We start from the raw sequence: 14,392 nt of genomic DNA, 5'->3' as shown, positions 1-14,392 counted from the left end.
AAGATGAATTTAGAAAGTATTTTTGAAAAAACCATAAAACAAAATGTGCGTTTAGTAGCAGCTAGCAAGTATGTTCAAGATGAACAAATTCGAGAGCTTTTTAAGCAAGGTGTTGTAGAGTTTGGAGAAAATCAAGTCCGGGCTTTAGCTTTAAAAAAAGAAAAACTTCAAGATTTAGAAATCAAGTGGCATTTTATAGGTAATCTTCAAAGTAATAAAATCAACCTTTTAATCAAACAAAACCCGTTACTTTGGCAATCTTGCAATGGCTTAAAAAGTGCCAAAGCTGTAGATAAAAGACTTGATTATAAATTAGATACTTTATTAGAAATAAATACTGCCAATGAAAGTTCTAAAAGTGGCATAGAGCAAAATAAGGCCATAGAAGAGTATTTGCAAATACAAGAAGAGTGTAAAAATTTAAATCTAGTAGGCATTATGTGTATAGGCTCTATGGATGAGGAAAAAGTTCAAGAAAGTTTTGAGCAAACTTTTAAAATCTATGAAAATTTACAAAAACACGGGGCAAAAATTTGTTCTATGGGCATGAGTGGGGATTTTGAGCTAGCTATAAAATGTGGCTCAAATATGGTGCGTTTGGGGAGTATTTTATTTAAATAAACCCCATTTGTTTTGCTTTTTCTATCATAAAATCTGCACCATTTTCACTTTTTAACTCTTGCAAGGCTAAAGATTTTTCTTCTAGTGAGAAATTTTCTACCAAATTTAAAAATTGATGTTTTTCTTCTTGAGTTAAAATTTCACACAAATTACGCTCTTTTAAATACAAAGCATTGAAATACTGATGATTTTTAGCCGCATATAGATAAGGAATAAAAATACAAGGAAGCAAATTTGCACTAAGCTCAAAAAGACTACTTGCACCTGATCTTGATATAGCTAAATCTGCTTTAGAAATTTTATCTATAATGTTTTTATCAAAGTCAAAAAGCTCTACATTGACATTTAAATCTTTATAAGCTTTTTTACATCTTTCATAATCATTCTTACCACATTGGTGAATGATATTTATGCCTTTTTCTTTAAAGTATAAAGCATTTTCTAAGGCAAGATCGTTAATAAATTTAGCCCCTTGAGATCCACCAAGAAAAATAATATTTTTTAATTCTTTTCTCACTCTTGCTTTTTGTGAAAAAATATCACTAATAGGATAAGGACAAAAGAAAGTATTTGTTTTATTAATTTGATCATCAAAAGCGGTAAAAAAAGCTTTAGAAAAAGGCTTTAAAAGTGAATTTAAACTTCCCATTTTTGAATTTTGCTCATGGATTAAAAGTGGGATATTTGCCATTAAAGCACCAAAAGCGCCTGGAGCACTGCTATATCCACCCACACTAAAAACTACTTTAATATTATGTTCTTTTAAAATTTGTTTTGTTTTTCTTGCAAGTTTTACAATATGCAAAAACGATTGAACCTTAGCCAAGCCTTTTTTATTAACAACGCCTTGAGAACTTAGAAAGTATTTTTTATAAAAACCATCTTCATTTTCAAACCAAAGTCTATCTTGGCCATTTTCACTTCCTATGTAAATACATTCTATGCCTTGTTTTCTTGCACTTTGCAATAAACATCTAGCTATAGCTAAATGTCCTCCTGTGCCTCCACCTGTAATTGCTATCATTTATCCTCTTTATTTAGCTTTTCTTCCAAAATAGCAAGTCTTGCTTCTAATTTAGCGATTTTTTCTTCATAATCAATCTTACCATGTTCTTTAATATAAGCAGGTATGCCAATAGCTGTTAAATTTGACCCAACATCTTTTAATACAACTGCATTTGAGCCTATTTTTGCATTTTTACCTATAGTAATATTACCTAAAATTTTAGCACCAGAACCTATAATCACGCCATCTTCTATAGTAGGGTGTCTTTTGGTATTTTTATCTAAACTCGTTCCACCTAAAGTAACACCTTGATAAATCAAAACATCATCACCTATAATAGAAGTCTCACCAATCACAACCCCACTTGCATGATCTATAAATATCCTTCTACCTAGCGTAGCTCCAGGATGCAAATCAACTCCAGTAAGAAACTGTGAAATTCCACTAATAATCCTTGCTATTTTTTTAAAACCATTTTGATAAAAAAAATGCGCAAAACGATAATTTACCACAGCCCAAACACCAGGATAGTTAAAAACTAATTCCACCCAAGATCTATATGCAGGATCTTTTTGTTTTGGCATAGAAAAATCTTCTTTGATTAGTTTAAAAACACTCATTTAGAACCTATGCTTTTTAAATATCCATTATCGTTTAAGAATAAATAAATTTCACCCAAAATATGCTTTTTTTGATTTTCATTAACAAGTTTTGAAGCATAAATTTTTTCATTAATATTATCCATAATTGCATGAATATCATAATCAAGATCTTCTAAGGTATCTAAAATAGATTGAGCCTCTAGTACGCTTTCTACTTCAAAACCCTTTTCATTGATACTTATGCAAGCTTCGGTTGGATGTGTAAAAAGATTATGCTTCATACCAAGGACTTCTTGATAAGCTCCCACTAGGAAAAATCCTAAAAAATAATCTTCAGCTTCTACATCAATATCATGTAAAAACAAAGGATTATCTTTAGAATAAGAAATTTCTCCATCACTATCACAAGTTATATCCCATATACTTGCGCTTCTTGTAGGTTTTTTATTGAGTCTATCAAGTGGCATGATAGGGAAATTTTGCTCCAAACCCCAAAAATCAGGTAAAGACTGAAATACTGAAAAATTCACTAAATATTTTTCTTGTACTTCATTTTGCAAACTCGACAAATCAGCTTGATCACCCACTAAAGAAATAGCTTTTCTCATAATCAAATGCACTAAAATTTCACTATTTGAGCGATCTTGTAAATCCACATAACCCAAATCAAACAAGGTTAAAATACTCTCCATATGATCAATGCTATCATGTAAATACTCAAGCGCATTAGAAGCTTTAATGTTTTTATACAAATCATAAAGCTCATCGATAAGTTTTGGATTTTTATCTTTTAATAAAAGCTTACTTTCTGTGTATTCTTGGGAAAAAAGCTCTAAAACAGGCGCTACTAAAACAGCATGATTAGCTGCTACAAAACGCCCGCTTTCTATAAAAATATCAGGTTCTAAATCTTTTTTTTGTTCTGCTATGCTTTTTAAAATAAACACAACATCGTTTGCATACTCACTTAAGGTGTAATTTCTGCTTGTTTCATTTTTAAACTGAGAGTATTCTACTGCTAAACCCCCGCCAAGATTAATAGCTTTTAAATTTTTTGCCCCCATTTTTCTAAGCTCAGTGTAGATATTGCCCGCTTCATTTAAAGCTTTTTTCAAAGGATGAATTTCAGTAATTTGTGAGCCTAAATGAAAATGTATCATAGTAAATTGATCTAAAAGCTTATTAGCTTTTAAAAGATTTACCGCTTCAATAAGCTCAGTAGAAGTTAAACCAAATTTTGAATTTATACCTCCACTTTTTGCCCAAATTCCTACTCCAGCTGAATGCAAACGCACCCTTAAGCCTATATTTGGCTTTGGCTTAAAACGATTTTTAGCAATTTCAATCATTGCTTCAAGCTCATTAAGCCCTTCCATAGTTAAAGTGATATTATGACCCATTTCACACGCTATAAAGCCCATATTTATGAGTTCTTTATCTTTAAAACCATTGACTGTTATAGGAGCGCCTTCATTATTATAAGCCATAGCTAGTAAAAGCTCAGCCTTACTTCCTGCTTCTAAACCATAGTTATATTCTTTACCTAGATTAACTAAATTTTTTACAAAACCTGGGTATTGATTGACTTTTAAAGGATACACAGCATTAAAAGAACCTTTATAGTTAAATTCTTTTTTTGCTTTGGCAAATTTATTATAAATTTGCTCGATTTGCTTATGGATTAAATGGGGAAAACGAAGCAATAATGGCCCCTTATAGCCATCATCACGCAAAGTATTTACTATATCTATAATGGCAGGTTTTTTACCATGATTTACACATACTTTGCCATTTTCAATGATAAAATTATTTGCACCCCAAATATTAATACCATAATCAATCATAACTCATTCTCCAAATTTGCTAATTTTATATTTTTATTTTCTTTACTATCTAAATTTTTATAAAAAATCTCTTCTTTTTGCATTTCATCTTCACCTATACACAAAAAGATTTTAGCATTAGCATTATCTGCTTGGTTTAAATGCTTTGCAAGTTTTTTTGCTTCATAGCTTAAATATACCTTATGTTTTTTTCTTAAAGTATTTGCTAATTTAAAAATAGTATCTATATAAGCTTCATCCATAGCACAAAGATAAATTCCTTCTCTAGCTTTTATGCTTTGTTTTTGCTCTAAAATAGCCATAATCCTTTCTATACCCATAGCATAACCCACACCATAACCACTTTTACCATCTAAGTATTCAATCAATCTATCATACCTTCCACCACCTGCCACAGCAGCCTTTGCACCGATTTCATCGCTAACAAACTCAAATGCACTTTTAGAATAATAATCAAGCCCACGCACTAATTTCTCATCACATTCAAACTCAACATCATTTTCTTTTAAAAGTTTTTGTAATTTTTCATAATCTTTCTTACAACATGAGCATAAATTTTCACTTAGTTTTGGTGCATTTTCGATTAAACTTTGACAATGATCATTTTTACAATCAAGCACTCTAATAGGATTTAAGTCTTTTCTTCTTAAGCAATCTTCGCAAAAACCTTCTTTAGAATTTAAAAAAGCTATGAGTTTTTCTTTATATACACCCATACATTCTTTACAGCCTAAAGAATTAATTTTCAAACTTGTGTGAATTTCTAAGCGTTTAAAAATTTCATTTAGCATTAAAATAATACTCGCATCCTCATACACACTTGCTATACCAAAGCTTTCTACACCAAATTGATGAAATTCACGCAATCTTCCTTTTTGTGGTCTTTCATAGCGAAACATAGAACCATGGTAAAACCATCTTTTAACACTTTGAGCCTTATCCATTTTAGCTTCTATGTATGATCTTACCACTCCAGCTGTCCCTTCAGGCCTCAAACACACATCATTGCCTGCTTTATCAACAAATTCATACATTTCTTTGCCAACTATATCAGAGCTTTCTCCAACACTTCTTTTAAAAAGCTTAGTAAGTTCTAAATGCGGACAATTAATAAAAGTAAAACCATAGTTTTTAACTACTTCTTCACAAGTTTTAACTACTTTTTCATAAAGAACAGCTTGGTCATCTTGTAAATCTTTCATTCCTTTTAAAGCATTAATCATCTATAAATTCCTTAATCTTTTCATGTAAATTTTCAATACTCAAAGAAGCATCTAATTTTAAAATTTTTATATCTATTTTAGTTTTTAAAAACTCTAAAGTTTCTTCTAAAGCTTTTTGTATATTTAAAAAATACTCAATCCCTCTTTTTTCAATACTATCTAAATCTTTTTTAGAAAGTCTTTGCTCAATAAGCTCTTTAGAACCATGTAAAAACACAACCTTTTGTGGAAAAACTCCACCTGTGGCAAAAGAATTTAACTCAAATAAAATATTTTGATCAAAATCACATCTTGCATAAGCCATATTAGAAATAAAACTACGATCTGAAATGATAAATTTGTTTTTATTTTGCGCTAAATGCATGTCGATTAAATTTGCTCTATCTGCTAAAAAAAGCAAAAGCTCAGCCTTTTTAGAAAATTGCATTTTACTTTCTAATAAAATTTTTCTCAAATGCACTCCAAGCTCACTTCCACCTGGTTCTTTAGTAAAAAATGCATTATGAAAATATTTTTTCAAAAGCTCTATTTGCGTGCTTTTGCCTACACAATCAACCCCTTCAAAAGCTATATACAATCTCTCTCCTTTAATAAAGGTATAATTTCTTTTGGCACAAGCTTACTCACATCGCCATTATGCATACAAATTGATCTTACTATGGAGCTTGAAATAAAAGAATTTTTTAAATTTGGCATAAGATATATAGTTTCAAAATCTTCCCAAAGCATGTGATTTGCATAACCAAGTTGTAATTCATACTCAAAATCACTCACCGCTCTTAAGCCTCTTATAATGATATTTATTTGCAAATTTTTAGCAAGATCTACTAGTAAGTTATCAAAAGTTGTAATTTTAACATTTTTTAAGTCTTTTGTAGCAATTTTTACCATTTTTTCTCTATGCTCTAAGCTAAACATAGGCTTTTTACTCTCACTTTTAGCTATGGCAACAACTACTTCTTCAAACATCTTGCTAGCTCGAATGATTACATCTAAATGTCCATTAGTGATAGGATCAAATGTCCCTGGGTATATACAACTAGCCATCATTGCCACCTTTGGTATAAATTATGCTCAATATTTGCTAGATCAAGCCATTTTCCTATGATAAATTCATATAATTTTTCCAAATTATCAATCTTAGCATAACTTGCCATTACAGGAGGAGCGATGATAACTCCGTAGCTAGAAAGTTTAGCCATTTGTTCTAAATTTAAAGTAGAATAGGGCATTTCCCTTACCCCAAGTATGAGTTTTTTACGTTCTTTTAAAGCCACTCCTGCAGCTCTTGTAAGTAAAGTATCATTTATACCACAAGCAATTTTTGCCAAAGTATTAATCGAGCAAGGCGTGATAAAAGTTGTTTCTATGCCAAAAGATCCGCTTGCAACGCATTGACTAATATCTTCATTATCTAAAAAATTTACATGTTCAAGCTCAAATTTATCTTTTATGTGTTGCAAAAAGTCTATATTTTCTAAAAGAGAATTTTCTTTTGCAAAGCTTATTTTTGCATTTTTGCTTATAATGGCATAAATTTGCCCTTTTTCTTTTAAATGTTTTAATAATAAAAAGCCAAGTTCACAAGAACTAGCCCCGCTAATACCTACTAAAATTTTTTTCATTTTAGCTCCACATAATTTTTACTAATGACTTTACCATGCACGACTTTTCCATCTTTGTTTTTAAGGCGAATTCTTTGGTTTAAATTTCCACTTTGCAAGGCTTTTAATTCTATTATCATGCTTAAATCCCCATCTTTGATAACCCCATAAACAGAATCATTTCTTTGTATAAGGGTTTTGGTTTTAAACATATTATATTTTAAAATCATATTTTCTCTTATATTGCTTTTGGCTATTAAATTTGCGATTTCATCTTTTTTTAATACACCTTGAGGAGCTTTATCAAAAGGAATTTTTAAAATTTTAAAACTAGCAGGACTTAAATTTTCATTACGCACAATAGGGCGCGTAGTTTGTAAAACTTCTAATTTTGCCTTTAAAAAATACTTAAAAAATATATTTTTTTTAAACTGCTCTGGAGTTTTAAATTCAGCCTTTACAAAACCATCTGCTCTATCAAAATTATGATTACCCAGCTTTAAAAAAATGTATTGATTAAAATCAGCAGGCAAACTTGATTGAGTGTTAAGATCTAAAGAAATGATTTCTAGTTGCGGATAATTTGTCTTAAATTCTTTAATCAAAGCTAATTTTACTTCATCAAAATTCGAAGCAAAGCTTAAAGTGTAGAAAAATAAAACTAGAATGATTTGCTTAAAAAACAATACAGCGACCTTTTATAAAAATATATTAATCGTATAATACATTAAAAAAGTTTGATTTTAGTTAAAAGAAGTGGAGCGGGAAACGAGATTCGAACTCGCGACCCCAACCTTGGCAAGGTTGTGCTCTACCCCTGAGCTATTCCCGCATTTTGAAAGTAGAGCGTGATTTTATCAAAACTTTATTTTATTGTCAAGTTTTTTAAAATTAAGGAATGTTTTTTGCTTATAGTTATTAAATTTTAAAAAAGGAGTTCTCATGCAAGTAAATGATAAAAATAGTCCGCTAGCCCTAAATAATATGACAAAAATCAAAGAAAAAAACACATCTTCAGATGAATTTCAAGCTACACTTAATGCACTTAAAGACAAAGAAGAAAAAGAGTATAAAAAAGATAGCAACAATGCTTTTAGTAATACAGATTTAAATATAGGTTCGATTTCTAAAGATTATAGCGTATATGCTTGGGAGAAATTACGCCAAAGCAAATACCAAAAAAATGAAGAAAATATCTTAAATAATCTTTTTAAAACCTTAGATAAAGCAAGAAATTAATCATTCAAAATAGGGTAGTGTAATACCCTATTAAATTTTTAAAACTTTAACTTCTTGATCTTTTGCTAATTTTGTATCATCAATTTGCGTGATTAAAATATGTGTGTTTTCACATAAAGGTTTTAGCATACCTGAGCCAAATTTAGCTTCGCTTGGTTTAAAATAACCATCAACTAATTTTCCAAAAGCAAAATCATTTCTTTGACCTTTGAAATTTAAATCTTTAGTCAATCTTGCTTTATCAAATTCCAAAAGTTCTTTACTATAAAGTAAATTGAGTATATTTTTTGCAAAAATATGTGTTGAAACTAAAGAGGCTAAAGGATTTCCTGGTAGGGCTAGAAAAAGCATATCGCTTTTGCTAAAAAGTTTTACATGCTTGCAAAGTTTAGCATTGACTTTTTCAAAAATAGGGTTAAAATCACACTCAAGTAAAGCTTGTTTGATAAAATCAGCCTCACCCACGCTAGCTCCACCACTGCTTATAAGTATATCAAATTCTTTATTTTCTAAAAGCTTTTTATATGCATTTAAATCATCTTTTATAAGTCCTAAATACTCAACATCAGCATAATCTTGCAAAATAGCATAAATACCAAAAGCATTTGCATTGTATATGCTGCATTCATCAGCATTTTCCCAAGGTTCTACAAGCTCATCTCCACTTGAAAAAATTCCAATACGCATTTTCTTAACGACATTTAACTCATAAATTCCTTGAGCAGCAAGCATAGCTACCATACCTGAAGTGATTTTTTGTCCCTTTTTAAACAAAAGCTCTCCAAGCTTTGCTTCCTCGCCTTTAAAGCGGATGGCATTGTTTTCTTTAGCGTTTTTAGCATTGAGCTTTTCATCTTCAAACAAAGCTTCTTCAAACATTAAAATGGTGTTTGCATTTTGAGGAATTTTAGCTCCTGTCATGATTTTATAGCATTCATTTTTTTCTATAATATAATCATTTTTATCGCCTGCTAAAATGCTTCCTTTTATTTCTAGCAATTCATTCTTATGTGTATAATTTAATGCATAACCATCTAGGGCAGAATTATCAAAAGCGGGTAGGTTTTTTTTCACAAAAACATCTTCATATAAAATACACCCCAAAGCTTGCGTCAAATTTACTCTTTGAAATTCATTTTTTGCTTTGATTTGTTCTTTTAAAAAATCTAAAGTTGTAAAAATATCTCTCATTCTTCAAGCCTTCTTATATTTGCGCCTAGTTTTTTAAATTTTTCTTCTAAATTTTCATACCCTCTATCAAGATGATAAATTCTATGAATTTTACTTGTGCCTTTAGCTGCTAAAGCCGCTAAAATCAAAGCAGAAGATGCGCGCAAATCAGTAGCCATAACATCAGCTCCCAAAAGCTCTTTAGTGCCATTTATAGTAGCAATATGCCCGTTTAATCTTATATCAGCTCCCATTCTTAAAAGCTCACTTACATGCATAAAACGATTTTCAAATAATCTCTCATCAATAATACTTGTACCATTTGCTTTTAAAGCTAAAGCCATAAATTGTGCTTGCATATCCGTTGGAAAACCTGGATATTCGCTAGTTAAAATTTCAACTGGTTTGATTTCTTTAGCAGGATTTATACTAATACTATCTTCATTAATATCAAAGCTAAAACCCATTTGCTCTAGCTTTGCCAAAACTGCGCTAAGATGGCTTGCATTGACTTTTTTTAGAGTGATTTTTGAGTTAGTGATAGCTCCTGCACACAGATAAGTTCCTGCTTCAATACGATCAGGAATGATTTCAAAAGGTTTAAATTCTAAAAGCTCTCCACTTGTGCCATAAATTTCAAGCTCAGAAGATCCTATGCCTTGTATATCAAGCCCAGCTCTAGCTAAAACCTCACAAAGTTGCACTACTTCAGGCTCTTTAGCAACATTTAAAAGTCTAGTTTTACCATGAGCTAGAGCTGCTGCCATGATGATATTTTCACTACCTGTAACAGTGATTTTATCAAACATCACATCAGCACCCCTAAGCCCTCCGCTAGCTACCACATAACCTTGCTTGATCTCAATATTAGCTCCCATTTTTTCTAAAGCTAAAAGGTGCAAATCAATAGGACGTTGGCCTATAGCACAACCTCCCGGTAAAGAAACTTCGCAATTTCCAAATCTAGCTAGTAAAGGTCCTAAGGTAAGTATAGAAGCTCGCATTTTACGCACGATGTCGTATTTTGCTATGGTTTTATTTAAATGTTTTGTATTTATTTTTGCAAAATTGTCTTTAAAAGTATAATTTGCTCCTAAATTTTCAAGCAAAGAAAGTAGGGTACAAATATCTGCTACATTTGGTAAATTTGAAATTTGCACTTCATTTTTAGCTAAAATACTTGAAGCTATCAAAGGAAGTGCTGCATTTTTTGCACCGCTTATTATCACTTCTCCGTTTAATTTTTCAACACCATCAATCTCTAAATAAGTCATTAATTTTCCTTAAAATACATACATTTAATGATATAATAATATTTTACTACAAATATTATATAAATTAATAAGATTAAAGGTATTTTTTGGGAGTTTTTCTAGTCATACTTGGTGGGATATTTTGGGCTGTAAGTGGAGTTTTGGCTGAGTATTTGTTTAAAAATCATTATTCTGCTGAATGGGTGAGTTTTTATCGTTTGCTTTTTACAGGCATTATTTTAATAATTTTGGGTGCAAAAAATTTCAAATTAAAACTACTAAAGCAAAAACAAGAACTTAGCTCTCTTTTGATTTTTTCTATCTTTGGTTTATTGATAACTCAATATGGTTATTTTAAAGCCATTTATTATACCGATGCAGGAACTGCCACGATGATACAATACAACGCACCATTAATCATAATGCTTTTTATGTGTTTTAAAAATAAAATTTTACCTAAAAAAATAGAGCTAATCGCTTTGCTTTTAATACTTTTTGCCTTATTTTTACTTATAACAAATGGAGATATTAACAACTTAAAACTTGATATAAGAGGTGTTATTTGGGCTTTTTTTGGAGCTCTTGGAGTGGCATTTTATTCTTTGAGTACTAGACTTATCATAGCAAAATATGGCTTATTTTTAATCATGGGTTTGGCTAGTTCATTTGCTTCTTTTTTGCTTTTTGTATTATTACAAGGAAATATCCCAAAACATGATTTTTCTTTAAATTCCTTTTTGGCTATGAGCGCGATTGTATTTATAGGCACAATAGGGGCTTTTTGTTTATACTTAAAAGGAGTTGAATTAATAGGAGCTTTTAAAGCTAGTATGATAGCTTGTATAGAACCTGTGGCTGCTGCTTTTATGAGTTTTTTATTTTTAGGAACTATTTATAGCGTGATTGATCTTTTTGCTTTTGCTTTGATTATTCTTAGTGTGTTTTTAAATGCTAAAAAACATTAAAATCATTGCATACTTTGCATGGCTTGAGAAAGTATTTGCATGATTTGGCCATATATACTTTGCATTTGTGCATTTAAACCTTGAATTTGAGAATTAATCATTTGAGCTTTTTGCGGATCTTGACTTGATTGTAATTTTGCATTTAATTCTGCAATTTTAGCTTGTATCTTAGCTAACTCGCTATAAAGCTTGCTTAATTGATCTTCAGATTCACTGTTATTTTGATTATCTTTAACACTTTTTTCAAGCTCTTTCACACCTTGTGTAAACTTAAATTCTATAAAATTCTTATTCTCTTTACTTTCTTTTTCTTCTTTTTGAGTGTTTAAAATATAAGGATTAATTTTACTAGCATAATCATTTATTTGCATGATATATCCTTTCTTTAAGGATATATCGGATTTTTTTATAAAAATTTAAGTTCTATCGTGAAGTTTTTTTGCTACTTCTGCAGCTAATTTTAGTTTTTCATTGTCAAAGTGTGTGTAAATTCTTGAAGTATTTAAACTTGCATGGCCTAGTGCTTCTTGGACTAAAACTAAATCTTTTTGTTTTTTATAAAGTAGGGTAGCAAAAGTGTGTCTTAGCATATGTGCTCCGTTTTTTTGCTTGCGAATCCCTGCTTTAAATAAAATTTGTTCTACTATACGCGAAACATAAGCTTGGGTTAGGGCTTTGCCATTGCGATTGACAAATAAAAGTCCATCACAAGAAAGATAATTTACCCTTACATCTTTTAAAAGATGTTCTATAAGCTCTTTTTTAATCATCACAACGCGGTATTTATTGCCTTTAGCTCTAATACGTATGATATAAAGATCATTTTCTTCGCTAATGTCTTTTAATTTTATATTAATAGCCTCACTAACCCTAATTCCTGTAAAAATGATGATTTTAATAATCAAACGATTGCGTATAGTGTTGCTTTTAAAATCTGTATTATCAATAGCATCTAAAAATTTACTCACTTCATCTTCGTTCATATATTCAGGTAGTTTAACTCCTTTAGAACCACTTATACCCGCCCAATTTTTAAGATTAATATCAAAAATATGCGCTTTTTGATCTTCTTCATTTTGTTTATCTAAAAATGCAAAAAAATTAATCACGGCTATGCGATAATTTTTCTTACTCGCATCAGATAAAGAAGCGCTAATACTTGCTAAAATTTCCACTAAAAGCTCTTCATCGATTTGTTTTAGCGAATAAAGCTTATAAAATAACAAATACTCATAAAGTTTTTTCAAAGGATTAAAATACGTATTTACACCACTAAGTCCTGCATTTCTTGCTTTTTTTACATAAGCATCAAGCTCTTGTATATTTTTAACACCCTTACTTAAAGCTAAATTTACTACAGCCAAAGCTTGAGGGTCTTTTAATTCCTTATTTGATAAAGAATTAAGCTTAAATTTCACATATCTACAAAGCCAAAATAAAAAGGACTTTTCAAAATTTTCTTCACAATCTAGAGGATATTTCATCACTCATTCTCCAAGGCTTTCAAAGTAGCCATTTTTGCATGAATATATGCACTATCAAATAGCTTTTTAGAGCTTTCTTTTACAATTAAACCAAGTTCAGTACAACCCAAAATTACTCCTTGAACCTCCGGAAATTGAGTAATCAAATCATCTAGATATTTTTTTGAGTCTTTATTTATAATACCTTTGCAAAGCTCATTAAAAATAATATCACTAAGCTTTAAAATATCATCATTTTTGGGAATAAAAACTTCGATCTTTGAATTAATTAAAAGTTGTTTATAAAAATCTTCTTGCATAGTGTATTTTGTCCCTAACAACAATACTTTATTGATATTTTGCTCTTGAAGCTCTAAAAGCATAGCTTTAGCTATATGCAAGATAGGAATTTGAATGTTTTTTTGTATATTTTCATAACATTTATGCATAGTATTAGTACAAATTAATATAAAATCAACTCCGCATTTTTGCAAAAGTAGGGCATGTTGGGTTAAAATTTCACTTGCTTTTTGCCAATCATTCTTGCGTTGACATTCTTCTATTTCTTCAAAATCAACGCTAGTTAAAACTATCTTAGCACTGTGTAATTTTCCTAATTTTTCATTTGTTAATTTATTGATTATTTCATAATAGCTAAGTGTGCTTTCATAACTCATTCCACCTATTAAACCTATGGTTTTCAAACTTTTTTTCCTTTAAAATTAATATAAAAATTATAAAAAAATCTTACTTAAAAAATATCAAGCTATAATTATAAAAACAAAATAGGGTGATAATATGTTTTTTAAGAAAAAAACCGCGCAAAAGCAAGCAAACCAAAGCAATACCTCAAAACAAAATAATACTTCAAATGACTTTGCACAAGAAAAAAGACTTTATGAATTTAGAGAAAATATGAAAAAACTTAGCAAAGATGAAAATAGTGCCAAACTTTTAGCAAGACAACTTTCAAGATTAATCCAAAAATCCAAATAAAACCAAAAATTCCATACAAGCTAAACTTTTATATTTATTTTCCTTTTTACTCATCATTTTAGCTTTTTTAGTCTATAAAAATATTTTAACTTAAACTTAATATATATGTAAAATTATATGATAAATAGTAAAATCTTGAAATTATATATATTTTGTATTGAAAACTATAATTTTCAAACTTTTATATTTATCTGTTCTTTCATAAGTAAAATATATTTTAAAATACCTATATTATAGTATTTTAAAGCATTTTAATTTTTGAGTGAACATAACTTATCCATAAAAAAATAAGTATAATTTTTTGAAAAATATTATAAGTTATTTTATGTAGCTATGAAAGACTAAAGATGTATATTTTTTATTTCAACTAAATCTTAGTTTGTATTTTTACTTAAATAAAATTGAA

17 protein-coding genes and 1 tRNA gene are annotated in these 14,392 nt (G+C 29.6%); 4 read left to right on the top strand and 14 right to left on the bottom strand.

Features of this window, described 5'->3' with window-relative positions:
- The first annotated feature begins 3 nt into the window (after positions 1-3).
- Positions 4-621 (top strand): YggS family pyridoxal phosphate-dependent enzyme, encoded by a 618-nt coding sequence (locus L8V77_RS00285; RefSeq protein ID WP_263706151.1) that lies wholly within the window; start codon positions 4-6, stop codon positions 619-621.
- On the opposite strand, the gene L8V77_RS00280 is transcribed toward L8V77_RS00285, so the two are convergent.
- From L8V77_RS00280 to L8V77_RS00240, 9 genes are all read right to left on the bottom strand, one after another.
- The gene (locus L8V77_RS00280; RefSeq protein ID WP_263706150.1) at positions 614-1,645 is read right to left on the bottom strand and encodes a UDP-N-acetylglucosamine--N-acetylmuramyl-(pentapeptide) pyrophosphoryl-undecaprenol N-acetylglucosamine transferase; all 1,032 of its coding nucleotides are present in this window, start codon (positions 1,643-1,645) and stop codon (positions 614-616) included. The genes L8V77_RS00285 and L8V77_RS00280 overlap by 8 nt on opposite strands.
- Positions 1,642-2,247 carry a serine O-acetyltransferase gene (gene cysE / locus L8V77_RS00275; RefSeq protein ID WP_263706149.1) on the bottom strand — a complete coding sequence of 202 codons (606 nt, stop codon included), beginning with the start codon at positions 2,245-2,247 and terminating at the stop codon, positions 1,642-1,644. The genes L8V77_RS00280 and cysE overlap by 4 nt, the downstream gene beginning before the upstream one ends.
- On the bottom strand, positions 2,244-4,073 hold the full coding sequence (gene speA, locus L8V77_RS00270; protein ID WP_039628312.1) for a biosynthetic arginine decarboxylase: 1,830 nt from the start codon (positions 4,071-4,073) through the stop codon (positions 2,244-2,246). Before speA ends, cysE begins: the two co-directional genes overlap by 4 nt.
- Positions 4,070-5,296 (bottom strand): histidine--tRNA ligase, encoded by a 1,227-nt coding sequence (hisS, locus tag L8V77_RS00265; protein ID WP_263706147.1) that lies wholly within the window; start codon positions 5,294-5,296, stop codon positions 4,070-4,072. The genes speA and hisS overlap by 4 nt, the downstream gene beginning before the upstream one ends.
- Positions 5,289-5,873 (bottom strand): dTMP kinase, encoded by a 585-nt coding sequence (tmk, locus tag L8V77_RS00260; protein ID WP_263706145.1) that lies wholly within the window; start codon positions 5,871-5,873, stop codon positions 5,289-5,291. The genes hisS and tmk overlap by 8 nt, the downstream gene beginning before the upstream one ends.
- Positions 5,864-6,343: a pantetheine-phosphate adenylyltransferase gene (gene coaD, locus L8V77_RS00255; protein WP_080956334.1), complete on the bottom strand. Its 480-nt coding sequence runs from the start codon at positions 6,341-6,343 to the stop codon at positions 5,864-5,866. Before coaD ends, tmk begins: the two co-directional genes overlap by 10 nt.
- Positions 6,343-6,921, bottom strand: coding sequence for a UbiX family flavin prenyltransferase (locus tag L8V77_RS00250; protein ID WP_263706144.1), 579 nt, complete (start codon positions 6,919-6,921; stop codon positions 6,343-6,345). The genes coaD and L8V77_RS00250 overlap by 1 nt, the downstream gene beginning before the upstream one ends.
- Positions 6,918-7,586, bottom strand: a complete 669-nt coding sequence (gene flgA / locus L8V77_RS00245) for a flagellar basal body P-ring formation chaperone FlgA (protein WP_263706142.1) — start codon at positions 7,584-7,586, stop codon at positions 6,918-6,920. Before flgA ends, L8V77_RS00250 begins: the two co-directional genes overlap by 4 nt.
- Positions 7,587-7,657: 71 nt before the next feature.
- A tRNA-Gly gene (locus L8V77_RS00240) sits at positions 7,658-7,732 on the bottom strand.
- A gap of 110 nt (positions 7,733-7,842) precedes the next feature.
- Here L8V77_RS00240 and L8V77_RS00235 point away from each other — a divergent pair.
- On the top strand, positions 7,843-8,139 hold the full coding sequence (locus tag L8V77_RS00235; protein WP_087700600.1) for a hypothetical protein: 297 nt from the start codon (positions 7,843-7,845) through the stop codon (positions 8,137-8,139).
- 30 nt (positions 8,140-8,169) lie between these two features.
- Here L8V77_RS00235 and L8V77_RS00230 read toward each other — a convergent pair whose 3' ends face one another.
- Both L8V77_RS00230 and murA read right to left on the bottom strand, forming a co-directional pair.
- Positions 8,170-9,330 (bottom strand): molybdopterin molybdotransferase MoeA, encoded by a 1,161-nt coding sequence (locus L8V77_RS00230; protein ID WP_263706141.1) that lies wholly within the window; start codon positions 9,328-9,330, stop codon positions 8,170-8,172.
- Positions 9,327-10,583, bottom strand: coding sequence for a UDP-N-acetylglucosamine 1-carboxyvinyltransferase (gene murA / locus L8V77_RS00225; protein ID WP_263706140.1), 1,257 nt, complete (start codon positions 10,581-10,583; stop codon positions 9,327-9,329). Before murA ends, L8V77_RS00230 begins: the two co-directional genes overlap by 4 nt.
- Before the next feature lie 86 nt (positions 10,584-10,669).
- Between murA and L8V77_RS00220 the strand changes: the two genes are divergently transcribed.
- Positions 10,670-11,527 carry a DMT family transporter gene (locus L8V77_RS00220; RefSeq protein ID WP_263706139.1) on the top strand — a complete coding sequence of 286 codons (858 nt, stop codon included), beginning with the start codon at positions 10,670-10,672 and terminating at the stop codon, positions 11,525-11,527.
- 2 nt (positions 11,528-11,529) lie between these two features.
- Here the strand turns inward: L8V77_RS00220 and L8V77_RS00215 are convergent, their stop codons facing one another.
- Genes L8V77_RS00215 through L8V77_RS00205 form a run of 3 tightly spaced genes read right to left on the bottom strand, consistent with a single transcriptional unit; the run spans position 11,530 to position 13,694 of the window.
- A complete protein-coding gene (locus L8V77_RS00215) occupies positions 11,530-11,898 on the bottom strand; it encodes a hypothetical protein (RefSeq protein WP_263706136.1) in 369 nt (122 codons plus the stop codon).
- Positions 11,899-11,943: 45 nt separating this feature from the next.
- Positions 11,944-13,011: a tyrosine-type recombinase/integrase gene (locus L8V77_RS00210; RefSeq protein WP_263706134.1), complete on the bottom strand. Its 1,068-nt coding sequence runs from the start codon at positions 13,009-13,011 to the stop codon at positions 11,944-11,946.
- Complete coding sequence (locus L8V77_RS00205; protein WP_263706133.1) at positions 13,011-13,694, bottom strand: aspartate/glutamate racemase family protein; 684 nt, start codon at positions 13,692-13,694, stop codon at positions 13,011-13,013. The genes L8V77_RS00210 and L8V77_RS00205 overlap by 1 nt, the downstream gene beginning before the upstream one ends.
- Positions 13,695-13,788: 94 nt before the next feature.
- On the opposite strand from L8V77_RS00205, the gene L8V77_RS00200 reads away from it, so the two are divergent.
- Positions 13,789-13,986, top strand: coding sequence for a molybdenum cofactor biosynthesis protein (locus L8V77_RS00200; protein WP_263679393.1), 198 nt, complete (start codon positions 13,789-13,791; stop codon positions 13,984-13,986).
- Positions 13,987-14,392 lie beyond the last annotated feature (406 nt).

Source organism: Campylobacter sp. IFREMER_LSEM_CL2127 (assembly GCF_025771745.1).
GTDB lineage: Bacteria > Campylobacterota > Campylobacteria > Campylobacterales > Campylobacteraceae > Campylobacter_D.
The sequence above is the reverse complement of the archived record's forward strand: the minus strand, read 5'-3'. Positions and strand labels throughout refer to the sequence as shown.